The sequence below is a fragment of the Agrobacterium sp. AGB01 genome (assembly GCF_014851585.1).
Classification (GTDB): domain Bacteria; phylum Pseudomonadota; class Alphaproteobacteria; order Rhizobiales; family Rhizobiaceae; genus Agrobacterium.
On record NZ_JACVAB010000007.1, the window covers coordinates 59,556 to 84,442 of the forward strand.

A 24,887-nucleotide genomic window follows, 5' to 3' on the forward strand; every position below is an offset into this window, starting at 1 on the left:
CAATGCGGGTTTTGCTTGTTGAAGATGATTTGCGAATTGCCCGCGACGTAACCCTGCACCTTTCACGGGCGGGCTATCTCGTCGAGCATGAAAGCGATGGCGAGAGTGGCTGGTATCGTGGCGACAGCGAGGAATTTGCCGCTGTCGTGCTCGATCTTGGTCTGCCGAGCCTCGATGGCCTTTCCATCCTGAAACGCTGGCGAAGGGATGAGCGCGCTTTACCCGTTCTCATTCTGACCGCACGCAGTAATTGGGAAGAGCGGGTCGAGGGAATTGACGCCGGTGCCGACGACTACCTCGTCAAACCCTTTCATATGGCAGAACTGTTGGCCCGCCTGCGGGCCATCATGCGTCGATCCCAACATACGGCAAGCCCAATCCTGACGGCGGGTCGGATCAGGGTCGATCCCCGTAGCCGCACTGTTTCGCTCGATACCGAACCTGTCGATGTCACACCCCTTGAATATCGCTGCCTTCACTACCTGATGGCCAATGCGGAGCGACACGTCTCGCAACTGGAGTTGACCGAACAGCTATACGCGCAGGATTTTGAGCGTGACAGCAATTCCGTGGAAGTTCTGATCGGCCGACTGCGCAAGAAGTTTGGCAAGCAGGTCATCACCACCCGCCGTGGTTATGGCTACAGGATTGACAAGGCATGAAGCGACCGCTTTCCATCCGTGCTCGATTCTTACTGGTATCGCTGATTGTCGTGCCCCTGGCACTGGCTTTGGCAGCCTTGTTCATGACATCGATATTCTCAAGCAATCTTGAAGGCCGGCTGGAAGACGAACTGAAAGGGCATATCAACACCATTGCCGGCTCGATACGCGTGAGCGCCGACGGTGGACTAGAACATCCACTTGGCTTGATGGATCGACGTTTCTCGCAGGCATATAGCGGGCTTTACTGGCAGATCGGTGACCCTCCCCAGCCTGCGCTTTATCGCTCGGAATCCCTTTGGGACACCAGTCTTCCACGACCGGCGGATCTGCCGGATGACGGTGCCGTACATCGTTACGTTGCCAATGGGCCAGAGAATACCAGACTGATTGTGCTGGAACGTCAGATCATGGTCAGTGCGCCAAGCGGTCTGAAGCCAGTTCAAATTTCGGTGGCTATAGACACGAAGGCACTGGATGATGCAAGCCGTGGATTTACGCTTGAAATCCTTCCTTACCTTGCCGGACTTGCGGCTTTCCTGATTGGCGCTTCGCTGGTGCAGGTAGTCTACGGTCTGAAGCCACTGGCCGACCTAACCAAAGGACTGGACCGCATCAGGGAACGCCATAGCGGGCGTCTCATTGGTGCTTTGCCAGCTGAATTTGTACCAGTGGAACAAGCAGTCAATCGCCTGCTGGAAACACAGGCGCAATCACTTAGCAAGGCGCGTGCCCGTGCCGGTGATCTTGCACATGGACTCAAGACGCCGCTCACCGTACTTTCCAATGACGCTTTGACCTTACATGAGCGCGGTCATCAGGACCTCGCCGAGGAAATTGAACAGTTGGTGCAATTGATGCGCGGCCATGTCGAACATGAACTTGCACGCAGCCGCATCGTAACCAATGCCGACATGCGCCAAACCGATGCCAATGTCGAAACAATCATCGGGCAAATCGTCAAAACCTTGCAGCGAACACCAAAAGCCGAGGCACTTGAATGGCAAGTCGACATTAACGCGCCGCCGGATGTGCCCGTTGACGCGCAAGACCTGCGTGAACTCATTGGGAATTTGACGGAAAACGCGGTTAAATGGGCAGTGGGTCAGGTTTCCATTACCTGGAAAGACGGCCGCTTAATCGTCGCCGATGATGGCCCGGGGGTTGACCCGGAAAAAATCCGTAGCATGACCGAGCGCGGTGTACGATTGGACAGTCAGACACCGGGGAGCGGTTTTGGGCTATCGATCGTACAGGAAATCTGTGAGGTTTATGGCTTGGTTCTGTCCATCGAAAACCGACAGGGCAGCGGCCTGATGACGACAGTGCTCTTTAAAGAGATCGCGACAAACTATCCCGGTAATTAGATGCAAACACAGTCACAGCCGCCACTATGGATCAGAAAGGGTGCCTGTTTCGCGCAGGCGCCCATCCGTCACGTTTGCGTACTTCCAATTTGCTCGGATATTGCAAGACCTAAAGCACAAAGGCGGGCATCGTGCTTAGAAAAATGACAGCCGATGGTCGGCATTGTCCATGCCGACCTGATCGAGATTTTTGCTGGCTTGGCTGCGTCTAACAGACCGGTGCCTCGCAAAACCATCGCAATGTCAGTCTTCTAGACCTGTTGCGACAACCGAAATTTTAAAGGCTCCTTCAAGCGTAGGGTCAAAAGAAGCGCCCATAACCACGTCCGTTTCTTCGCTCACGGCTTCACGAACCAATGTCATGGCTTCATCGATCTCATAAAGAGTCAGGTCTCTACCGCCGGATATTGACACAAGCGCGCCGCGTGCGTGCTTCAGTGACGGCAAGCCCAACAGTGGATTGGAGATTGCTTCGGCCGCTGCGAGCGACGCACGGTTTTCCCCACGCGCTTCGGCGGTTCCGATCAGCGCACGGCCGCCGCCCTTCATGACGTAGACCACGTCTGCAAAGTCGAGATTGACCAAGCCGTCACGGAGAATGAGATCCGTTATCGACTTCACGCCCAAGGCCAAAACCTTGTCGGCAATTTTCAACGCACTGTCGAATGTCGTGCCGGGATTGGCGATTCTCAGCAGGTTCTGGTTCGGAATAACGATCACGATATCTGCTGCAGCGAGCAGACCATCGACACCCTGCTGTGCCGCCTTGAGGCGTTTGGTGCCTTCAAAGCTAAACGGCAGCGTGACGACGCCCACTGTCAGGATGCCTTTTTCTTTGCATGCCTGAGCAATGACCGGCGCTCCACCGGTACCGGTTCCACCGCCCATGCCAGCAGTGATAAAACACATATCGTAACCGGCAAGATGATCCATGATTTCGTCCATGGTATCGATCGTCGCCTGCCGTCCGATTGCAGGATCAGCGCCAGCACCAAGCCCACCCGTCAGTTCAGGACCAAGTTGAATAAAACGTTTGGCAGCGGTGTTTTTAAGCGCCTGCGCATCCGTGTTTGCTGCCATAAAATCAACACCATAGTCAGCCTCCGCAATCATGTTGTTGATTGCGTTGCCGCCGCCACCGCCAACACCGATGACGGCAATTTTGGGAGCGGTAGGGGAGGTGTTCATATGCTGCATTTTATTCCTCGTTAACTAACTTTTGCGGACATCACCTATCAGATTTGCATCTGATGCACTATGTCATTTGAACTGCATTTGTTTTCGGAGCCGTTGTCCTACGCCTCTCGTCCCAAGCACGATCATTGATTTACCATGAGGCGCACAGTGACCGTGAGGCTGAACCCCTTGCAATAGACGGGGAATTTCTAGTTTCTCAGCCACAGGCCTTTTACTATTCTGGTTTACGGAAAGCTTGAATATGGGGTTTTGAAACCCTGACCATCTGATCAAATCGCATCAGATTTACGCCGGCATCATATGTTCAATGTCGCTTCGTATCGCTGATCGGCCGCCCGAATTTCTTTTTGCAGCGTTTGATTCGCTTGCGAACTTATTTGTCGAGCAGGGTGGAAAACCTGTTTATCGATTCATATATCAGCAGCGTATTTGCCGGCATGTTGCGTATTTCTCATTTTTTGTAGCAGGTTAAATTGGTCGGCGAAAATTCCAACGACATGAAATTTTGATTATTGCGCCGTCAATTTTTTTTGCTATTAGTGAATACGAACGTTCGTTCTTTTTAGCCAAATCCCTGACGTATGGGGCACCACGTGCCATCCCAAGAGCAGGTGACATCTGAAAACGAGAATCTTGATGACGGAACTTAAAAGTGAAGTTCGATCCCGGCGAAAAGGGGCAATAACCCGCCAGATCATTCTCTTTGAAGCAGAGCGATCATTCGCAAAAATGGGTTATCAGCAAACTTCGATCACGAGTATTGCTGAAACACTGAAAATGTCTGCGGCCAATATTCACAAGCATTTTCGCTCCAAGCTCGATCTTGCATACGCCGTTGTCGAACAGAGATTGCGCCCGGTGCAGGTTATTGCTGGTGTTACGCCAAAAGAAAGGCTGCGCGCTTTACCCCTGAACATTCTTGGCGATCTCTCGCATATGTCGCAGGACGAACCAGAACTGTTCTATATTTTGACAAATATTCTCTCGACCGAAAATGTATCTGACATCATGAGGAGCCGCATTCTCGACGCATGCCCGCAGGTGATAGAAGATATGGAACTGTCCGACGCTGAGAGATTTTCGGAAGCATTGGCGGATATCTTTTTGGCCGTATGCCACCCGGCCATTGTGGCGACGACGGAATATCGCGTGCTTGTCTCCAGGGTCGACAATATTCTCAACCTGATGAAACAGGTCATGGACATAGGCGCTTCTGCCCCCTTGGCAAAAGCGTGCTGAAATAAATCCAACGGGTTCCCGATGTTATTTATCTTCGGTAACCAGGCTTATTCCCATCTGAATGACATTACGACATCGCGCGTGGCCATCTTTTACCGACAGAGCCTACTCGTCGGGAAATGTCTCATAAATCTTTCTGATATCACTGAGTAGCGCCTCGCGGTCTTCGTCTGACCATTTGTGAAAACCGAACAACTCCATGCAGGAAAATCCCGAAAGCGCCATGTAGGCAACAAGAGCAGCGCGTGGCTTAGGTCCAGCTTTAATCGCGTTAAGATCATTTTGCTGCCATTGTCGCATAAGTTCTTGCAAACGGTCATCGCTTGAAAGCGAGGCGCTGACGGCCATGCAGACAGCACGTTCGGCCTCTTCCCAGCCTGTTGCAGCTGCTTTTATCCGACCAAAAAGTTCAGGGTGCTGTGTCTTAGAGCAAGACGCGACAGACTCTTTGACAAAATCGCCATCTCTTTGAAGTTGCCGATCCACCAAGGCTTCGAGAAGACCACTTTTTGTTTTATGATCGTAGACGACCTGAGATTTGCTAATGCCTGCTTCTTTAGCGACGGCATCGATCGAAAGCCCAGACGAGCCGGATTTTAGAACCACCCGTTCTGCTGCATCTAGGACATCATTGGGGCAAATGCGTCTGTTTCTACTCATTGATTTTTATTTGTTTCCCTGTCACCCTCATCCTGTTTCTTATCAAAAATTTGTGACCGGGTCATCCGCTTCATAAAGTCAGAATGTGTGTTTGTGACGTTAAACGCATAAAATCTGCTGGTTGCAGGGAGCACAATCATACAGCTTGGCAGGATGTGCCTGATTTGGTGCAGACGCAGATCGGTCAGCGCGGCTTTTTTCACCTGTTTGACACATCGAAGAATGGATTCGTTTCCGTGGAAACAAATCAACAGCAACCGAATCGGTCTGCTGCCGGTTTCTTATCGCCCGAGCATTCTCGCAAGCAGGTTTCATTTCTGAGTTGGTTTTCGTGACGCATGACTTCGGTCAATCGAATGATATCGCTGCGCCAATGAACCGGAGATCGTCGGCGCTCTGATTCTATTTTGATTTTTCAACGCTAAGTGACAGATGCTGTTAGTCAGTGAAATTTTTTTCTATTTCATCCACAATTTTTTCGAATCCCTAGAGACAGCAAAATGAAACTAATATACAACTCATGCTGGTTACTGCGTGGAGCTTTTCCAATCCACTGGCAACGCCCCCTCGAAAAGCGCATTGGCCTTTAGTCAAGGCTCCCCGATACTCCATCGGGGAGCAACATTAAGTGACTATTCAAATAATTCCTCACCAAATTTGCTTTATTATCAATTTCATATGCGATTAAGTGACGATTCACACCAAGTCGTGACTTTTGTTTCTCTTTCGCCACACACCTCCATGAACCGGGTGAGGCAAAGGCCATTCCCGGAGGAACACAATTGCAACTATAGGTCATTTCAGTATTTTCAGACTCAGGAAGAGGGGCAACTCACTTCTCACATTTGCGGGTTTGGGTTCGGGAATATTTTTTCACAAATCGGGTCAAAACTCACCTTTTTCTTTGACTGGAGGTCAATATGAACATCAAGAGCCTTCTCATCGGCTCCGCTGCAGCTCTCGCAGCAGTTTCTGGCGCACAGGCCGCTGACGCTATCGTCGCTGCTGAGCCAGAGCCCCTGGAATATGTTCGCGTTTGCGACGCTTTCGGCGCTGGCTACTTCTACATCCCAGGCACTGAAACCTGCCTGCGCATCGGTGGTGAAGTTCGTTTCACCGTTGGTTTCGGTGAAGACGTTGGCAACAACAGCACTAGCGACTGGTACTCTGCTACTCGTGGCCGTATCTTCTTCGACACGAAGACCGACTCTGAACTCGGCACCATCGGCACATACATCCGCCTGCAGGGCAACTACAGCTCCGAAGGTTCTGCTCCTTCTTCCAGCGCATCGCTTGAGCAGGGTTACATCACCATCGGTGGTTTGAAGGCTGGTAAGGCTCTCACATGGTGGGACGACATCGGCATCAACGGCGAGCTGGACGACTGGGATAACGCAACCAACTTCAACACCATCAGCTACCTGTACGACGCTGGCTCGTTCCGCATCGGTCTCGGCATCGACGATATCTCCAACGTCCACAACTATGCTGCAGCCGCTGGTAACGAATTCGGTATCCAGGCTTACGGCCAGGTTGACTTCGGTGCAGCAAACCTTGCTGTACGCGGCGCATATGACGCTGAAAACGAAGAAGGCACTGTATACGTAACTCTCGTTGCTCCAGTTGGCCCAGGCGAACTGAACATCGGCGCTGCTTGGTCTTCCGGTGCTAACGCTTACGTTAGCGGCATCAGCGATGATCCATACCTCAAGGGCGACCAGGGTGCATACGAGTGGACTGTTTCCGGTTCGTACGCTCTGAAGGCTACTGAAAAGCTGACAGTCACTCCATCTGCTGCTTACTGGAGCACACAGGGCGGCGAAGACATCTGGGGCGTTGGCCTTCTGGCTGAATACCAGCTCGCAACTGGCCTCAAGGTTGGCGCAACGGTTGATTATACCGACGCCGACATCGAAGGTGACAACACTTCCGGTTGGGTTCGTCTGACCCGTTCGTTCTAATCTGACCTCAAGTCGATTAGTGAAAGCCCGGCAGCAATGCCGGGCTTTTATGTTTTTTGTAATTCAGAAGTGGGACGGACACTCGATGGTTGGACATCAGTCCCTGACTGATAACCTGATGCGTGCTTGCGAAGTTTGAGCATCCCGTCGCCGGTTATGCAACCAACCACTCTGTCTTGGCGGCATACATCTTATAGCCCGGGCGTTTTCAGGACCAAGGGGCAGACTGGTCGGCGATCACCGAATTGAAATCACTGATCGAGGCGTAACGCGCCGCCCTGACCTTGCCGAACTTGCTGCTATCGACCACGAGGTGCTTTTGGACTGAGCGCTGCATGACCATCTGCTTGATCGGCACTTCATGGAAATGCGAGCAGGTCACCCCGTGTTGCTCATCGAGACCACCAGCAGACAAAAATGCCTTGTTGATATTGATGCGCCGCAGCACGTCGATGCCTTCGTCGCCTGAGAACGAAGCCGCTTCCGCGTGGTAAACCCCACCGAGCATAATCAGGCGTACATCATTGCGCCGTGCCAGTTCCTCGGCAACGTTGAGCGAGTAACAGATAACCGTTAGATGCGCATTGGCTGGAATCTGCCGCGCCAGATGTGGGGTTGTCGTACCGCAATCGATAAACACCGTATCGTAGGGTTCAATCAGCGCCGCTGCTGCGGTACAGGCTCGCGCTTTGGCGACAGCGTGGCTATCCTTTTCCTGATCGAGCACATAATCGCTGCCGACGGCACCATCTTGGAAAGGAAGGATATAACCACCGAGGCAACTGAGCTGGTCGCCATCGGTGGCAATGTCACGGCGGATGGTTATTTCGGACACGCCAAGCCGTGACGCTGCGTCCCGAAGCCGTAACACACCCGTTTCCTGAACAAGAAGAGCCAGCGCATCCAGCCTGGCATTGCGTGCACTTACTCTGCTCACCGTATCTCCGTTGTGGTTTGTCCCAACTGCGCTTCATATTGTGATGTTACTTTCTTAGCAATTGCCCTTCCCTGAGCTTGACAAGAGAACATCAAACATGAAACGATCGAAACATAATGATCGGATTGTAACATTATAATTCGCATTATGGGAGAGGAAAACAATAGGTTTCTGGGTCAAACATTGATCCATCGGTATTTGGGGCATGGGAAGCCTCTCCGGGAGAGTGAGGAGGCGTCAGGCGCGCGACAAGCGATTGCCGACGTTAGAGATCGAACATTATCGGGTGATACTGCCGTAAAAGGCGTGACCCATTGTGGTTTCATAGGGAGGAGTTGTCAGTGAAAAAAATCTTCGCAACCATCGCGCTTGCTGCGTCGCTTTCAGCGTCGGCTGTTTTCGCGCAGAGCGCCGTTGATACATCGAAGGTCAACAAGGAGTTGATCACTTCGGCAAGCGGCAAGAAATACACCATCGCAACCGTCGTCAAAGTGGACGGTATCGCTTGGTTCGACCGCATGCGCGAAGGAGTCGAGCAGTTCAAGGGCGACACTGAAAATGACGTCTGGATGGTTGGTCCAAGCCAGGCCGACGCCGCTGCACAGGTTCAAATCATCGAAAACCTGATCGCACAGGGCGTTGACGCCATCGCTGTCGTGCCATTCTCGGTGGAAGCCGTTGAGCCAGTGCTGAAAAAGGCGCGTGATCGTGGCATTGTTGTCATCAGCCACGAAGCATCCAACATCAAGAATGTCGATTTCGATATCGAGGCTTTTGACAACAAGGCTTACGGCGCAAACCTGATGAAGGAACTCGGCAAGTCGATGGGCGGCAAGGGCAAATATGTTGCCACCGTCGGCGGTCTGACGTCAAAGTCGCAGATGGAATGGGTTGATGGTGCCATCGAGTACCAGAAGGCCAACTTCCCTGAGATGTCGCTGGTGACTGAGCGTCTGGAAACCTACGACGACGCCAACACCGACTACAACAAACTCAAGGAAGCAATGACCACCTATCCGGATATCACCGGTATTCTCGGCGCGCCAATGCCAACCTCCGCAGGTGCTGGCCGTCTGATCGCCGAAGGTGGTCTGTCGGGCAAGGTGTTCTTTGCAGGTACGGGTCTGGTTTCCGTTGCTGGCGAATATCTCAAGAACGACAACATTCAGTACATCCAGTTCTGGGATCCGGCCGTTGCTGGTTATGCCATGAACATGCTGGCTGTCGCGGTTCTTGAAAAGAAGAACGACCAGATCAAGGCCGGTCTCAATCTCGGTCTGCCAGGTTACGAAAGCCTGCTGGTTCCTGATGCCGCCAATCCACACCTGCTTTATGGCGCAGGCTGGGTCGGCGTGACCAAGGACAACATGGATCAGTACGACTTCTGATCTTAATCAAGGAGGGAGGGGTAACCCTCTCTCCTTATACATCCGCGTTCCCTTAGCCTTTTACGAGGCCCTTATGACTGAAAATCTGATCGAACTGCGCCATATCGGCAAGCGGTTTGGCGGCGTGAAAGCGCTTGACGACGTGTCGCTAAGCATCCGCCCGGGCGAAATACATTGCCTTGCCGGCGAAAACGGCTCCGGTAAATCCACCGTCATCAAAATCATGTCGGGGGTTTACACACCCGAGGACGGAGAAATCCTGATCGATGGAAAGCCGGTCGGCAAACTTGATCCGGTCAAGTCCGTTCATCACGGCATCCAGGTGATCTACCAGGATTTCTCGCTGTTCGGAAACCTGACAGTCGCCGAGAACCTGTCGATCAACACCTTCCTGATGGAGGGACGTAAAACGGTTGACTGGCGGCGTGTGCGCGAAATGGCACAACAAGCTCTCGACCGCCTTGGCGTGACGATTGATCTTGATGCTGACGTGGAAAGCCTGCCGACATCCGGCAAACAGATCGTGGCAATTGCCCGCGCGCTTATGGCCGATGCCCGTTTGATCATCATGGACGAACCGACAACAGCGCTGACACGCCATGAAGTCGATGCCTTGTTCAAGATCGTCCGCGATATCCAGGCGCAGGGCATTGCCGTCCTGTTCGTCAGCCACAAGATGCGCGAAATGCTTGAAATCAGCGAACGTCTGACCGTTTTCCGTAACGGCAAGAAGGTGGCTGAAGGCCCAATCACCGAGTTCGACGAGCCGGCCATTACCCGTGCGATGACCGGGCAGGACATTGCCGCCCACAGTTACCAATTTGTACCGGTCGAGGGCGCTGATGCGCCAGCACTTGAAGTGCGAAATCTGACCGTTCCGGGATCAGTTGAAAATGCCGATCTGACACTGCGGCGCGGTGAAATCGTCGGCATCTCCGGCCTGATCGGCTCAGGTCGTACAGAACTTGCACTGGCGCTGTTTGGCATGCGCCCTGACTTTACCGGGTCCATGCGTGTGGAGGGCCGCGATGTTCATCCAAAGACCGTGCAGGACGGCATTGCCTGTGGCATCGCCTATGTGCCGGAAGACCGCCTGACCGAAGGCCTGTTCCTCACACAGTCGATCGAGCGCAACATCATTGTGACGTCGATCGAGAAATTTGTTCGCGGGTTTTTCATCAACCGCAAGAAGGCCGACGACACGACCCGTGAAATGTTCTCGGCTATGCAAATCGTTGCACCTGGGCCCCATACGCCGGTCAACCATCTGTCCGGCGGTAACGCACAACGTGTGGTTCTCGCCCGTTGGCTGCTGACAGGTGCCAAGGTTCTGATCCTCAACGGGCCGACAGTCGGTGTCGATGTAGGCTCCAAGGCGCAGATCCATAACATCATCCGTAAGCTCGCCGAAAAGGAAGGTCTGGCCGTGCTGATGATTTCCGACGACGTGCCGGAACTGGTTCAGAACTGCAACCGCGTGCTGGTTATGCACCGGGGTCGTTTCGTCGGCGAATTGTCGGGAGACACCATGACCGAGGATGCCGTGAATGACCGGCTCAAGACGTTGAATTGAGGGGCCGAAGAACATGAAATTCGTCAAAAGCACAGAATTCATTATCGCCTGCGTCCTGCTTGCAGCGATGATCATCATCGGCCTTATCAACCCGGCTTTCTGGTCGCTCGATAACATCTTCGGCCTGTTACGGTCCAATGTCGTCATCGGCATCATGGCGCTTGGCGTACTGCTGGTGATGATTTCCGGCGGCATCGACGTCTCGTTTACCGCCTTTGCCATTGCCGCAATGTATTTGACCGTGCGTGCCATGGTTTACCTCGGTTACGACGGCGTTCTCATTCCCTTTATCGCTGCGACATTGATCGGTCTGGCGCTCGGTGCATTCAACGGTTTCATCATTCACCGCTTCAAGATGATCCCGCTGATCGTAACATTGGGCACCGGTTCGATTGTGCGTGGTCTGGTTCTCGGTCTCGTTGGCACCAGTATCGTCAACATCAACAAGATGCCGAAGGAACTGATCGGATTTGGCAAGACCGACGTGATCTCACTGACCTCGGCCACTGGCTCGACCTTTGGCCTGACGGCGATGTTTCTTGTCTATCTTGGGCTGGCATTGGTCATTCACCTGATCCTCAACTACACCATGATGGGGCGCAGCGTTTATGCCTATGGCGGTTCGCCGGAAGCGGCCAAGCGGGTTGGTTTCAATACAGGCGCCACGATTTTCTTTGTCTATTGCGTTGCAGGTGCGCTCGCCGGTTTTTCCGGATTGCTGCATTCCTCAATGATCTGGCTTGCCAACCCGCGTGATTTCGTCGGTCTCGAGCTCGATGTGATTGCGGCCGTGGTTCTTGGTGGCGCATCGATCTTCGGTGGGCGCGGCACTGTGCTCGGTACCTTGATGGGCGTCTTCATGCTGGTGATGGTCAAGAACTCACTGATCATCATGAAGGTGGACACCACCTGGCAGAAGGTCGTCGTCGGCCTGATCATCATCGTCGCCACCGCCATCACCGCATGGCGTGATCGTAAAAGCATAGCTTGAGGGGAGAGCGCATCATGAAAAATTCGTTCGACATGCGACGGCTTCTCGGCAACGACAACAACATCCTGCAGCTGCTTGTCATCACGGTCATCGTTTTTGCGCTGATGACCTGGATGAATCCCAGCAAGTTCCTGAACTACTACAACTTTGAATCCATCAGCTACATCATGCCGGAACTGGGGATCCTCTCCATCGCCATGATGATTGCCATGCTGACGGGCGGCATTGACCTGTCCGTGGTTGGCATTGCCAATCTCGCAGGCATCATTGCCGGTGTCTATTTCCACTCCACCATGGTTCAGGCGGGGCAATCTTCCACCTCGGGCATGATATTCTACACCGGCCTTGGCATTCTGATTGCCATGGCGGTTGGTCTGATGGCCGGTCTGGTCAATGGCCTGCTGGTTGCCAAACTGCGTATCACCCCGATCCTGGCCACACTGGGCACCGGCCAGGTGTTGATGGGACTGGCATTGGTCATGACTGGCGGCCCGGCCATTGTCGGTTTTCCCGACGCATGGAACTGGATCGGCAATGGCAAGATCCTTGGTATCGCCACGCCCTTCATCCTGTTCATTGCGGTCTGCCTGATTGTCGCTGTGCTGCTGACGCGCTCGACGCTTGGTATCAATCTCATGCTGATCGGCACCAATCCGCGTGCGGCCGTATTTGCCGGCATCCGCAAAGACCGGATGATGCTCTATTCCTACATGCTAACAGGTGTGCTGGCATCGTTGGCGGGTATCATTCTGTCTGGGCGCACCAATGCTGCCAAATCTGATTACGGTGCATCCTATCTCCTACAGGCCGTGTTGATCGCCGTTCTTGGCGGCACCAATCCGGCTGGCGGCAAAGGCCGTGTTCTCGGCATCGCCATTGCGCTCGTTGCCCTCATGTTGCTCTCCTCAGGCTTCCAGATGATGCGGTTCTCCAACCACCTCATCGATTTCATCTGGGGCGGTTTCCTTATTCTCGTCATCGCCATCAATGCATGGCGCAACCCCGGCAGGTGATCCCATGCAGGAGACAGAATTTAATCTTCGCAGACAGGACTTCACCGAGGTTCGCCATGTTCTGGCCAAAGCCGAGGGGCTCAACGTCACGACATTCCGGCACGCCACCGGCATCGAGGCGTTACAGATCGAAAATCGTCGCGGCCGCATCGTCATACTGCCCTTCATGGGACAGATGATCTGGAGTGTCGAATTTGATGGCGTCGATCTGACCATGGGAAGCCGTTTTGCCATGCCGCGGCCAGCTGGTTCGATCGTTGAGACCTATGGTTGCTTTGCATTTCACAGCGGCATGTTGCGCAACGGCTGCCCATCACCAGAGGACAATCACGCTCTGCACGGAGAAATGGCCTGCGCATCCATGGACAAGGCCGGTTTCGTCATCGGTCACGATGAACGCGGCGCGTTCATCCGTGTCACCGGTGAGATCGAATATGTCATGGGCTTCGGGGCCAATTATCTGGCGCGGCCAAGTGTAAAACTGCATGCAGAGGATACGCTGTTCGATATCGTCATGGATATCGAAAACCTGTCATCGGCACCCATGGATCTGATGTATATGTGCCATGTGAACTTTGCGTACGCCAAGGGCGCTCGCATCGTTCAGCCGGTGGCTTATACGCCGGACCAGGTGAGGGTGCGCACAGCCGTGCCCGGCCATGTCACACCCAACCCCGATTATCTGTCACTTCTGGACACGTTGGCAAAAAAACCATCCGCCATGGAAGTGCTGGATGAACCACAGCGCTATGATCCCGAACAGGTGTTCTACATCAATGGCCTGCCGCAAGATGGTGATGGAAAGACGCATCTGATGATGCAGCGAAACGAGGGCGATGGCTTCGGCATCTCCTATCCACTGGCCGCCTTCCCCAAAACAGTGCGCTGGATATTGGTGAACGGAGATTCGCAAGTCGCCGCTTTTGCCTTGCCCTCGACCTGCGAACCCGAGGGTTATCTGGCGGAAAAAGCCAAAAACAACGTGCAGATCCTTTCGCCGGGCGAACGCAAGATCTTCCCGGTGCGGCTCGGTTATCTCGACCGTGCCGCCGCCAAGCAGTTCGGCGCCAGGATCGGCACTCTTTGAAACAGCATATTCAGGGAAGTTCATCATGAGCAAGAAAATCGGGGTCGTTGGCTCCAACATGGTCGACCTCATCACTTATGTGGACCGCATGCCGGGACCGGGTGAAACGTTAGAAGCACCAACATTCGAAATGGGTTGCGGCGGCAAAGGTGCCAACCAGGCCGTTGCAGCGGCTCGCCTCGGTGCCGATGTGATGATGGTGACCCGTGTCGGCGACGATGTGTTTGCCGACAACACCATTCGCAATCTGAAAAGTTTTGGCGTTGATACCCGCCATGTGGAAAAGATTGCTGGCCGCTCCAGCGGCGTTGCACCGATTTTTGTCGAGCAATCGGGAGAGAACTCGATCCTTATCGTCAAGGGTGCCAATGCGGATCTTCTGCCTGCGGAAGTCGACAAGGCAGCGGCCGATCTGAAACAATGCGGCCTCATTCTGATGCAGATGGAAGTGCCTGTTGAGACGGTCTATCACACGATCGAGCTCGCAGCCAAAAACGGTATTGAGACTATTCTCAACCCGGCACCGGCGGCGGCCGACCTCGATCCGGAACGCATCCGTCAGGTTACCTTCCTTGTCCCGAACGAAAGTGAACTGGCGCTGCTGTCGGGACTGCCAACCGGTACCGATGATGACATTGTCACGGCTGCCCGTTCACTGATCGTACGCGGCATTCGTACTGTCATCGTGACGCTGGGTGGACGTGGCGCACGCATGATTACCGCAACCGAAATCGTCAATATTGAACCGGTTAAAGTCACGCCAAAAGATACCACGGGAGCAGGCGATGCCTTTATCGGTTCTTTTGCCCGGTTTTACGCAGAAACTGGCGACGTCGTTTCTTCCTTAAAAAAGGCGTCGCTTTACGCGGCCCATTCCATCACCCGTCCCGGAACACAGAAGGCCTACGCCAGCGTCGAAGAGTTCGAAGCATTTTGCCGCGAACATGCTGCCGTTAGCACCTGATCTTAAGAATGGACAGAAAATGAGCGAAAACTTCCCACGAAACAATGGCACACCCCTCAAACCGGAATGGTTTGAGGATGTGACTGTCAATCGCAGTGCCTCCGAGCGGCGGGCATCGACAATCACCGCGCGGCGCTCGATCAAAAAGGAATATCAGGTCGCATGGCAGATCAAGGCCATCACCTGCATCGACCTGACAACTTTGTCGGGCGATGACACTGCCGGGCGCGTCCGCCGCCTTTGCGCCAAGGCGCGCCGCCCGGTCCGCGACGACATTCTGGAGGCACTTGGCCTCGCCGATGCCGGCATCACCACCGGCGCGGTATGCGTCTACCCGACAATGGTCGCGCACGCCGTTAAGGCCCTGGAAGGAACGAAAATTCCGGTTGCGTCTGTCGCAACAGGTTTTCCATCTGGTTTGACGCCACTTCCCCAGAGACTGGCGGAAATTCGTTATGCCGTCGACCAGGGCGCGAAAGAGATCGATATCGTTATTACTCGTGAATTCGTTCTGACGCAGAACTGGACTGGACTTTATGACGAGATCGCCGCGATGCGCGAAGCCTGCGGGGATGCCCATATGAAGGCCATTCTGGCAACGGGTGACCTCAACACGCTGACCAATGTTTATCGTGCCTCGATGGTAGCGATGCAGGCGGGTTCCGACTTCATCAAAACTTCGACCGGCAAAGAGGAAGTGAATGCTACGCTGCCGGTTAGCCTGACCATGGTGCGTGCACTGCGCGACTACGGCGAACTGACAGGCCAGATGGTTGGCTTCAAACCGGCCGGCGGCTTGAAAACTGCAAAGGACGCGCTGTCCTGGCTCACCTTGATGAAAGAAGAATTGGGCAATCGCTGGCTGGAACCTGATCTGTTCCGCATCGGTGCCAGCTCGATGCTTGGCGACATCGAGCGGCAGCTCGAACATTTCGTAACCGGCCGCTACTCCAGCGCTCATCACCACGCTGCCGCATAAGGACTGAAAAAATGGTATCCATTAAGGACATTTTGCAAACCATGGAATATGGACCTTCCCCCGAGGCGAATGGCGATGTGAAGCAGTGGCTCGATAAACACGGACGCTCATTCGGTCACTACATCAACGGCCGTTTCGTAACTCCGGAAGGCCGCAAAACCATTGCCGTATCAAACCCCGCGAACGGCGAAAGCCTGGCGCAAATCGTTTGCGGCAATGAGGATGACGTCGATCTGGCGGTCAAGGCAGCCCGTGCCGCCTTCGGAAAATGGTCGAAACTATCCGGCCATGAACGTGCCCGTTATCTCTATGCCATTGCGCGTCACGTCCAGAAGCGTGAGCGTTTCCTGTCGGTTCTCGAAACCATGGACAACGGCAAGCCGGTTCGCGAAACCCGCGATATCGATATTCCTCTCGTTGCCCGTCATTTCTACCACCATGCCGGTTGGGCTGAGATGGTGGAAGACGAGTTCCGTGGCTTCTCGCCCGTTGGCGTTTGCGGTCAAGTCATTCCGTGGAATTTCCCGCTGTTGATGCTGGCATGGAAGATCGCACCAGCACTGGCCGCCGGTAATACCGTGGTGTTGAAGCCCGCTGATCTCACTCCGCTGACAGCCATTGCTTTTGCAGAAATCTGCCATGAGGTTGGTCTGCCGGCAGGTGTCGTCAACATCATCCAGGGTGATGGCTCGACCGGTGCAGCCGTCTGCGGCCATGACGGCATCGACAAGGTTGCGTTTACCGGTTCAACGCAGGTTGGTCGGGTCATCAGGGAGCAGATTGCCGGCTCGGGCAAGAAACTCTCGCTGGAACTGGGTGGTAAATCACCGTTCATCGTCTTCGAAGATGCTGATCTGGATGCTGCCGTTGAAGGTGTGGTTGATGCCATCTGGTTCAACCAGGGTGAGGTGTGCTGCGCGGGTTCCCGCCTGCTGGTGCAGGAAGGTATTGCCGAGACGTTTTACGCTCGCCTGAAAAAGCGGTTGGAAACACTGCGCGTTGGTGATCCGCTCGACAAGTCGACCGATGTCGGCGCGATTGTTTCCGCTACGCAGGTAAAGCGCATCACCGATCTGGTTCGCAAAGGCGTGGATGAAGGTGGCGAACTCTGGCAAAGCAAGAACCCGCTGCCAGCAAAGGGCAATTATATTGCCCCCGGCTTCTTCACCGAAGTTGATCAGGCCTCTACCGTCTGCCAGGTGGAAATCTTTGGTCCGATTGCTGCTGCCTTCACGTTCCGCACGCCGGATGAAGCCGCAGCACTGGCCAACAACACCCGCTACGGCCTGGCCGCGTCGATCTGGTCGGAAAATATCAATGTAGCGCTTGATCTGGCGGCACGCGTCAAGGCTGGTGTGGTGTGGATCAACTGCACCAACATGCTTGATGCCGGTGCCGGTTTCGGCGGTTACCGTGAAAGCGGTTTTGGCCGCGAAGGTGCGCGCGAAGGCCTTTATGAATATCTGGCTGCCGACTGGGAAAAGAGCCTTCCGGTCGCCAAGGCCCTTGAAACCTTCACCCCGTCGGCCTTGCCGTCAGGAGACAGCAAGATGGCGGTCGATGGTCTCGACCGGACAATGAAAAACTATATCGGCGGTAAACAGGCGCGTCCCGACGGTGGCTACAGCTACTCTGTGACAGGCAAGGGCAACGCAGTAATCGGCATGGCCGGCATTGGCAACCGCAAGGATATCCGCAATGCCGTGGAAGCAGCGTCCAAGGCAACAAGCTGGAGCTCCGCAACAGCCCATAACCGTGCACAGGTGCTTTATTATCTCGCCGAAAACCTCGATGCACGGCGCGACGAATTCGTCGCGCGTATCATCGAAAGCACCGGCGTGAGCGAGAAGAAGGCAACGGAGGAGTTCGATGCATCGCTGCGTCGTATCTCCTATTACGCAGCACAGGCCGACAAGTTTGATGGCGCGGTGCATTCGACCAAAACTCGCCATGTCACGCTTGCCATGAATGAATCATGGGGCATTGTCGGCGTCATTTGCCCGGATGAAGCACCGCTTCTGTCTTTGGTGTCGCTGGTCCTGCCGGCGATAGCCATGGGCAACCGCGTTGTTGTCATCCCGTCATCACGACATCCACTGATTGCCGGTGACTTTTATCAGGTGCTGGACACATCCGATGTGCCGGGTGGCGTTATCAACATCGTGACCGGTGAGCGTGATGTGCTCGCCAAGACATTGGCTGAACATGATGAAGTGGCTGCTGTCTGGTACTTCGGTTCGGACAAGGGAAGCGCGATGGTTGAAAAGGCATCTGCCGGAAACCTGAAAGCAACCTGGGTCAATAACGGCCGCCAGCCCGACTGGCTGAACCGTTCCGAGGCGCAGGGGCGCGATTATCTGCGCAGGGCCATTCAGGTGAAAAACATCTGGGTGCCTTACGGCGCGTGATGTAAATCAGCCGCCAAAACAGCGGCGATGAGATCAGTCACGGGGTTTACCGAACCCCGTGACATCTTTGACCAAAGCAACCTCGCCAGACACGGCAGGATCGTATCAACGGTCTCTGATCAAGAAGCGCAACAGATTGGCGTAACCATGTGCGTCATCTATTGCACGATGGGTATGCTCGACCGACCCGAGCCATTCAGCCGGATATTTTTTGACATCGCAGTTCCAGTGCTCACGTCCGGTTTTTCCGGTAACCATCGACATGATGCAAAGTGGTGCATAGCGAAATAACCGGTCCTCCACCCAAGGCCCTTCCAACAATGGCCTGCCGGTAAACCGTTTCAGATAATAGTCAAACCACGGCCCATCGAGAGAAACCGGATGCGCTGCAAAGATCGGACGGTGTCCAAGCGACCTGATCCAATTGACGAAGCCTTTAATGACGACATCCGGTGGCTGCGCATTTTCTGTGGCCGCCGCATATGCCTCAGGAAACCGCTTCCAGAAATCCATTACAGCCGGGTCACTTCCGGCGCCATCAAGGCGTTGCAGAACACCTTCAAATTCGCCAAGAATCTCACCAGTTTCGGAAACCCCGACAGACCCGAAAGAAAGCATCGAATTCATTCCCGGTATGGGACCGTCAAATTCGCAATCCGTCACGATGTAAATGTAAGCCACAGCAAGCTCCTTGTGCCGTAACGACGACGTCGCCTAAGCGATCTAAGCATGTGAAAATTCAACTGTCATGATGGATTCTCGGCGCCGAGAGCCGATGATTTTGCACAAAGAAGAACACTCTAACGTCTCGCATATTGCGCAGGACATGCAAAATCCCTGACATAGCCATCTACCACACGGTTCATCTAATGTTAAAACAACTCAGGTCTCGACAAACTACCCAGTGGCGGGCTGGCCAGATTACAAGTCTCTGAACGGATAATCGCACAATGAAACTTATCGGTATTTTGGGCGGCATGTCAGCCGCATCCACGCAAACCTACTACCGCAAACTCTGCGAAATCACGAGGCAGCGCCTTGGCGGTCTTCATTCTCCTGAACTTTTGATCCGCTCGCTTGATTTCGCAAAAATCGAAACATTGCAAAGCGCTGGCAAGTGGGAAGCAGCCGGGGAGATTTTGAATGCCGAGGCCAAGGCACTGCAACGTGGCGGCGCAGATTTCATCATTCTCGCGACAAACACCATGCATAAACTTGCCGATCAGATGATGAGCGGCGTCGGAATTCCCTTGCTGCATATTGCAGATGCCACCGCCCGCCGCATTGCCGAAGCAGGTCTCCATAGACCCGGCCTCATGGCAACGGCATTCACCATGGAGCAAAGCTTCTATACGGGGCGGTTGATCGAAGCCGGGCTCGATCCAGTTCTACCTGATGCTAATGACCGCGCAGTTGTTCATCACATCATCTATGATGAACTGTGCAAGGACATCACCACGGATGAAAGCCGTGCCACATACGAGCAGATCGCCCAGCGTGTTGTCGAAACTGGGGCCGACTGCGTGATACTAGGCTGCACCGAAATCGGCATGTTGCTTAATCAGGATAATGTCTCCGTGCCGGTTTTCGACACCACATTGATCCATTGCGAAGCGGCAATTGATTTGGCCCTGGCAGAATAGGTATTCCTGTAATCATTGGCCGGACGACATTTAGTAAGAGCCCGCACGCCAGCGTAGCGCAAATGGCAAGGCTTGCGAACTTCCAAGCTTCATCTCTGTCACGACGCAATTTAGTTTTGCGTCGTTGCTATTTCGGGAGTTACAGGCCGAATGGCCGTAGCCCAATGATCCTCAGGACCGTTTTTTGATTGTGCTGTAGATGATGTTTCGGTTGGCGCCGAACCACACTTTGCTGTCTACGGTGTTTGGGTCGGCACTGGCATTGGTAACGCGCCACATATCAGCTTCCGAACGCTGGAGAAGCTCCCAGTTCATATAGGATTCCATGTAACCGTCATCGGCCATTTCATCGGAGAAATTGGCGTAGAGGAACATGCCGCCCGGCTTCAGCATGTCCATGCAAACCTGGGTGAGGCGGATCGCAACCTTGTCGGTCAGGTAATCGTACAAGCCTGCGGCATAGATGAAATCAAACGTGCCGATCTTGTGTTTTTTGGCAAGCAGGCCACGGACAGAGCCATCGATTGGTTCAATGCACGTGCCATGGAACTGGCTTGAAATCGATGCGATGCTGAGCGGGTCCTGATCAAGGGCAACCCAACGCTTCATGCCACCGTTCTTAAGCGCCTGAGAATTTTCTGCTTCACGAAGATGGCCTGCTGCAACGGTCAGAATTTCCGTCTCCGGTCCCTTCTCGGCTGCAACCATATCAACATATTCGGTCAGAATGTCGCGGCGCTCGCGAACGGCAACCGGTCCCGGCGCATTGCGGGTATATTCAAAGATGTTAAGGCCGAGAGGCGTGGATTTTGCCACCTCATGTGCCACTGCCTCATGACCATAGATGAAATCGATAAGGCTGGCATCGCCAGAGTATCCGCGTGGTTTTTCAAAAGACCAACGGGTGAATGGGCACTGCTGCATGATTTTTGCGGAAGGGTGCGCTTGAATGATCGGAATAAGTCCCTGCCATACGGCCGGACCATATTTCCACCGCAAATCATGCATCTGGGCAATCAGCCATTCTGTCGCTTCGGCGAGGTCGTTACCGGCGCTGAAGCGCTGGTTTGCGAGGCTCATGATCAGCACGAACTCCGCCTCTGCCGTTGCCAGAAGATCGGCCTCGGCGGTTTTGTCAGACGGGTGGCGATGGTTAGTGACCGACTGGGGAGTGATAAGACTTTCACCGTCAAGGGAGAACAAAGGCTGAGCCACGCGAACCTCACTGCTGAATAAAGGGTTAAAGAAAAAGATAAAATCTTCAGCATTTTCCGTGCACGTCAAGTTCGCGGAGGTCATGTTTTTCAACAACCCCCACCTTTCCCGTTTGTGAGAAGTTTAGAAAAAGTTAATAACCTCAGGATATATGAGAGTTGGTGCACTCTCGGTTGAGAGTGGCATGGGAGCTTGCGCAGGGTGAATCATCGTTGACTTCCGGCTCTGGCCGGATGGCGGCTAGAATCAATGCGCTGGATGTTGGGTGAATAGGGCATGATGCACTTGTTAGCCGAGACCACCGTGCCCGCGATGCGGCCGGCGCTTTCCCCTGAGCAGATGCGTAGCCTCTATCAGCAGGAAAGTGAACTCAACAGAAAAGACGTGACGCGTCACGGTCTTTGGATCGCTGTTGCCGCATATATCGCTTACTCTGCGACCGATTACCTGTTCCTGCGCGATGTCGCGCTCTACACCATTGCGGGCCGCGTTGCCGTGGGCATCGTTGCATTGTGCGTTCTCGAATTTCTGCTGCACTTCAAGGCACGTGCCGATATCATCGATCTTGTTGCCGCAGTCTCCGTGCTTTCAGGTTATGTTGTGTGGCTCGCTACGGCACAAATGACCAGCCATGCGAATGCCTTTTCCTATTACATGGTGTTTGGCGCCATCTTCATGATGAGCTTCAACCTGTTTTTCAGCTTCCGGTTTCCACTGGCATTCGCGGCTTCGGCGACGAACCTGACAATCTTCGTCGGTTTTCTCTACGCCTTTGAGCCGATGGGATTGCTTTACAAGCTGATCCTCGGTGCATTCTGTATTTCCTGCTTCATTTTTACATCCTACGTGAACCTGCAGCTCAACAGAGAGCGTTACAAGGTTTTCCTCAACGCCTATGAGGCGCGGCTGCAGCAATCAGCAGCCGACGAACGGGGCAAGGCTTTGCTGCACTTGTCCATCACCGATTCGCTGACCGGCCTTGAAAATCGCCGCGCGATCGACCAGCGACTGCGTGACTACTGGAACAATTGGCGAGAGCACGGCAAGAGTTTTGCTGTCCTGCTCATCGATGTCGACTTCTTCAAACGTTACAATGACTGCTACGGTCACCAGGAAGGTGACCGTTGCCTGATTGCGGTGTCGCAGCGACTGAAAACCGTTGCATCACTGCATGGCGCCATCATTGGCCGATATGGCGGTGAGGAGTTCATTGTCATTGCACCGACCGACACACCCAAACGCGCCGCCGATCTGGCGGAAGCGATTTGTATCGCCGTCCGTGTCATGGCGTATCCGCATGAAGCAAGACGCGACGGAACACCCTTCGTCACCGTCAGCGTGGGTGTGTCGCACACACGCGGTAATGCAATCCAAGTAGACAGGGTCATTCACGAGGCCGACCGTGCGCTCTATGCCGCAAAGGCAAGTGGCCGCAACTGCGTCAAACTATTCGACACCAAGGACCCATGGGCGAGCGATGACAGTGAAAACATTGCAGCGATCCTTAAAATCGCCGTTCAACAGCGCCTCGTCACTCTGGTTTATCAACCGATCCGCGACGTCAAGACAGGCGAATTGAGTGGGGCTGAAGCCTTGATGAGATTAAGGATGCTGGACGGAACACCCGTTCTGCCAAGCACCTTCATTCCGATAGCCGAGCGAACAGGGGCGATTGTCGATCTCGGTCGCTGGGCGATCCGAACGGTTTGCAGCGATCTGTTGGCGACCAATCTTGTGCCCGTTGCCAGTGTTAACGTCTCGCCAATCGAATTAAAAATGCCCGGTTTTGCGACCTATGTCGCAGCCACACTGTCAGAGTTTGGCCTGATGGGTGCGCGGCTTGCCTTCGAAATCACCGAAGGCGTTGAGCTGGAAATGGATCAGGAGGTGGTTCGCTGCATCAGTGATCTGAGAAAACTTGGCGCTCAAATCTGGCTTGATGATTTCGGCACCGGTTTTGCCGGTTTGTCCTGGCTTCGCCTGATCGAATTCGACACGGTGAAGATCGACCGCTCCTTCCTGCATGATTGCGACACCGAGCGCGGTCGCATGATGCTGCGTGATATCATCAGCCTGCTGCGCAACCGTGGCCTGCGAATTCTTGTCGAGGGTGCAGAAACCGAAGCCCATGAGCAGTTGATGCGGCAATACGGAATAGACCAGATCCAGGGTTTCCACGTTGGACGCCCCGTGCCCGTCACCCAATTCGAGACCTATGAGGTCGTGCGTCGGTCAACGCCTGCGGGAAACTCCCTGATTCAGGGATAAGAGCACTCAACTCTCGCGCGCCATAGATTTCCCAATCGGCGTCATGAACCGGACGCCCAACATCCTGTCAAAGGCGTTTTAGTTACCAGCGCGGCACGCGTCTTTCGTAACAGGGATCGAACAACTGCATATAGGCAGTGTCGTTGCGTTCCTTCATCTCAGTCTGTTCGTAGAGCGCAGCAAGCTCGGCGAGTTTCTGGTGGTCAAGTGACACACCAAGACCCGGGCCTTGTGGCACATTCAGCTTGCCATCACGGAACGTGAAGGGTGAACCTTCAATCACATCGACGCCAGTCCATGGAAAATGTGTATCGCAGTCATAACTGAGATTGGGTGTCGCTGCGGCAACATGTGTCATTGCAGCAAGCGTGATACCGAGATGCGAGTTCGAGTGCATGGATACACCGAGCCCCAATGTCTCACAGATCTTGCCAAGATGTGTCGAGGAACGCAGACCGCCCCAATAGTGATGGTCGGACAAGACGATCTGGACAGCATTTTTGCGGAAGGCTTCGGCGATCTGGTCAAACTCAAGAACGATCATGTTGGTGGCCAGCGGAAGTGACGTTGCCGCTGCGACCTCCGCCATCTGGTCCATACCGATGACAGGATCTTCAAGATACTCCAGAACACCTTCCAGTTTGCGGGCGATATAGATGGCTGTGTCGACGGTCCAGCCGCCATTGGGATCAATCCGCAAGGGATGATTTGGAAAGGCTTCGCGAAGCTTCAGCATCGTCTCGATTTCGAGATCGGGGTGTAACACGCCCCCTTTGAGCTTCAGGGACTGAAAGCCGTATTTATCCACCATCCGGCGGGCTTCCCCGACCATCTGGTCTGGCGTCAGCACTTCCCCCCATTCGTCCGGTTCTTGACCGATATGGGCGGCAAACTTGAAAAACAGATAGGCGCTGAAGGGAACGGTGTCACGAACCGCCCCTCCAAGCAGGTCACAAACCGGCCGTCCAAGCAGCTTGCCCTGAATATCAAGACATGGAACTTCAAATGCCGAGGCAACAACGTCCGTCAGCTTGTGATCGGCAACTGCCGTTTTTGCGTTGATGCCTCCACCACCGGGCAAAGCAGCAATCACTTTTGCCTTCAACTCGTGGAGGTGAAACGGATCAAGGCCGATCAATGACGGAGCCGCCCGTCTTAAACCGTCCAGGGCTTTGATACTGCCATAGCTTTCTCCCAAACCAACCGTGCCGTCATCACAGAGGACTTCGATGATGGTTCTCAACGCATGGGGCTGGTGAACACCCTTGCAGTTCAGCAATGGTTTGTCGGGGATGGCAACCGGCGTTAATTTGATGTCAGCGATACGCATAAGAA

General features: G+C 54.1%; 20 protein-coding genes. 14 read left to right on the top strand and 6 right to left on the bottom strand.

Annotation, left to right across the window (positions count from 1 at the left end; genetic code table 11):
- The first annotated feature begins 2 nt into the window (after positions 1–2).
- Together IB237_RS21145 and IB237_RS21150 are read left to right on the top strand one after the other, a co-directional pair.
- Positions 3–662 carry a response regulator transcription factor gene (locus tag IB237_RS21145; protein WP_192490705.1) on the top strand — a complete coding sequence of 220 codons (660 nt, stop codon included), beginning with the start codon at positions 3–5 and terminating at the stop codon, positions 660–662.
- Positions 659–2,029 carry a HAMP domain-containing sensor histidine kinase gene (locus IB237_RS21150; RefSeq protein WP_192490706.1) on the top strand — a complete coding sequence of 457 codons (1,371 nt, stop codon included), beginning with the start codon at positions 659–661 and terminating at the stop codon, positions 2,027–2,029. The genes IB237_RS21145 and IB237_RS21150 overlap by 4 nt, the downstream gene beginning before the upstream one ends.
- A 243-nt stretch (positions 2,030–2,272) precedes the next feature.
- Here IB237_RS21150 and ftsZ read toward each other — a convergent pair whose 3' ends face one another.
- Entirely contained in the window at positions 2,273–3,226 is a 954-nt protein-coding gene (ftsZ, locus tag IB237_RS21155; protein WP_192490707.1) for a cell division protein FtsZ, read from the bottom strand.
- 636 nt (positions 3,227–3,862) lie between these two features.
- Between ftsZ and IB237_RS21160 the strand changes: the two genes are divergently transcribed.
- Positions 3,863–4,465, top strand: a complete 603-nt coding sequence (locus tag IB237_RS21160; RefSeq protein ID WP_192490708.1) for a TetR/AcrR family transcriptional regulator — start codon at positions 3,863–3,865, stop codon at positions 4,463–4,465.
- Between the two features lie 105 nt (positions 4,466–4,570).
- On the opposite strand, the gene IB237_RS21165 is transcribed toward IB237_RS21160, so the two are convergent.
- Positions 4,571–5,125, bottom strand: a complete 555-nt coding sequence (locus tag IB237_RS21165) for a TetR/AcrR family transcriptional regulator (RefSeq protein ID WP_192490709.1) — start codon at positions 5,123–5,125, stop codon at positions 4,571–4,573.
- Between the two features lie 920 nt (positions 5,126–6,045).
- On the opposite strand from IB237_RS21165, the gene IB237_RS21170 reads away from it, so the two are divergent.
- Positions 6,046–7,086 carry a porin gene (locus IB237_RS21170; protein WP_192490710.1) on the top strand — a complete coding sequence of 347 codons (1,041 nt, stop codon included), beginning with the start codon at positions 6,046–6,048 and terminating at the stop codon, positions 7,084–7,086.
- A gap of 208 nt (positions 7,087–7,294) precedes the next feature.
- Here the strand turns inward: IB237_RS21170 and IB237_RS21175 are convergent, their stop codons facing one another.
- Positions 7,295–8,023, bottom strand: a complete 729-nt coding sequence (locus IB237_RS21175) for a DeoR/GlpR family DNA-binding transcription regulator (RefSeq protein ID WP_192490711.1) — start codon at positions 8,021–8,023, stop codon at positions 7,295–7,297.
- Positions 8,024–8,364: 341 nt separating this feature from the next.
- Here IB237_RS21175 and IB237_RS21180 point away from each other — a divergent pair, with 341 nt between their 5' ends.
- The 8 genes from IB237_RS21180 (at position 8,365) to IB237_RS21215 (ending at position 18,426) form a co-directional block, all read left to right on the top strand.
- Positions 8,365–9,411, top strand: coding sequence for an autoinducer 2 ABC transporter substrate-binding protein (locus IB237_RS21180; RefSeq protein ID WP_192490712.1), 1,047 nt, complete (start codon positions 8,365–8,367; stop codon positions 9,409–9,411).
- 73 nt (positions 9,412–9,484) lie between these two features.
- Positions 9,485–10,984, top strand: a complete 1,500-nt coding sequence (locus tag IB237_RS21185; RefSeq protein WP_192490713.1) for a sugar ABC transporter ATP-binding protein — start codon at positions 9,485–9,487, stop codon at positions 10,982–10,984.
- A 13-nt stretch (positions 10,985–10,997) separates the two neighbouring features.
- Entirely contained in the window at positions 10,998–11,975 is a 978-nt protein-coding gene (locus IB237_RS21190) for an ABC transporter permease (RefSeq protein ID WP_192490714.1), read from the top strand.
- A gap of 14 nt (positions 11,976–11,989) precedes the next feature.
- The gene (locus tag IB237_RS21195) at positions 11,990–12,988 is read left to right on the top strand and encodes an ABC transporter permease (RefSeq protein ID WP_192490715.1); all 999 of its coding nucleotides are present in this window, start codon (positions 11,990–11,992) and stop codon (positions 12,986–12,988) included.
- 4 nt (positions 12,989–12,992) lie between these two features.
- A complete protein-coding gene (locus tag IB237_RS21200) occupies positions 12,993–14,075 on the top strand; it encodes an aldose 1-epimerase family protein (RefSeq protein ID WP_192490716.1) in 1,083 nt (360 codons plus the stop codon).
- A 25-nt stretch (positions 14,076–14,100) separates the two neighbouring features.
- Positions 14,101–15,039, top strand: a complete 939-nt coding sequence (gene rbsK, locus IB237_RS21205; RefSeq protein WP_192490717.1) for a ribokinase — start codon at positions 14,101–14,103, stop codon at positions 15,037–15,039.
- 19 nt (positions 15,040–15,058) lie between these two features.
- Positions 15,059–16,018 carry a deoxyribose-phosphate aldolase gene (deoC, locus tag IB237_RS21210; protein ID WP_192490718.1) on the top strand — a complete coding sequence of 320 codons (960 nt, stop codon included), beginning with the start codon at positions 15,059–15,061 and terminating at the stop codon, positions 16,016–16,018.
- A gap of 11 nt (positions 16,019–16,029) precedes the next feature.
- Positions 16,030–18,426, top strand: coding sequence for an aldehyde dehydrogenase family protein (locus tag IB237_RS21215; protein ID WP_192490719.1), 2,397 nt, complete (start codon positions 16,030–16,032; stop codon positions 18,424–18,426).
- A gap of 105 nt (positions 18,427–18,531) precedes the next feature.
- Here the strand turns inward: IB237_RS21215 and IB237_RS21220 are convergent, their stop codons facing one another.
- Positions 18,532–19,107, bottom strand: coding sequence for a DNA polymerase III subunit epsilon (locus IB237_RS21220; protein WP_192490720.1), 576 nt, complete (start codon positions 19,105–19,107; stop codon positions 18,532–18,534).
- A 269-nt stretch (positions 19,108–19,376) separates the two neighbouring features.
- On the opposite strand from IB237_RS21220, the gene IB237_RS21225 reads away from it, so the two are divergent.
- Positions 19,377–20,069 (top strand): aspartate/glutamate racemase family protein, encoded by a 693-nt coding sequence (locus IB237_RS21225; RefSeq protein WP_192490721.1) that lies wholly within the window; start codon positions 19,377–19,379, stop codon positions 20,067–20,069.
- A gap of 171 nt (positions 20,070–20,240) precedes the next feature.
- Here IB237_RS21225 and IB237_RS21230 read toward each other — a convergent pair whose 3' ends face one another.
- Positions 20,241–21,284 carry a class I SAM-dependent methyltransferase gene (locus tag IB237_RS21230; protein ID WP_192490722.1) on the bottom strand — a complete coding sequence of 348 codons (1,044 nt, stop codon included), beginning with the start codon at positions 21,282–21,284 and terminating at the stop codon, positions 20,241–20,243.
- A 276-nt stretch (positions 21,285–21,560) separates the two neighbouring features.
- Between IB237_RS21230 and IB237_RS21235 the strand changes: the two genes are divergently transcribed.
- Positions 21,561–23,552 carry a putative bifunctional diguanylate cyclase/phosphodiesterase gene (locus IB237_RS21235; protein WP_371815377.1) on the top strand — a complete coding sequence of 664 codons (1,992 nt, stop codon included), beginning with the start codon at positions 21,561–21,563 and terminating at the stop codon, positions 23,550–23,552.
- A gap of 82 nt (positions 23,553–23,634) precedes the next feature.
- On the opposite strand, the gene IB237_RS21240 is transcribed toward IB237_RS21235, so the two are convergent.
- A complete protein-coding gene (locus IB237_RS21240) occupies positions 23,635–24,882 on the bottom strand; it encodes a glucarate dehydratase family protein (RefSeq protein ID WP_192490723.1) in 1,248 nt (415 codons plus the stop codon).
- Positions 24,883–24,887 lie beyond the last annotated feature (5 nt).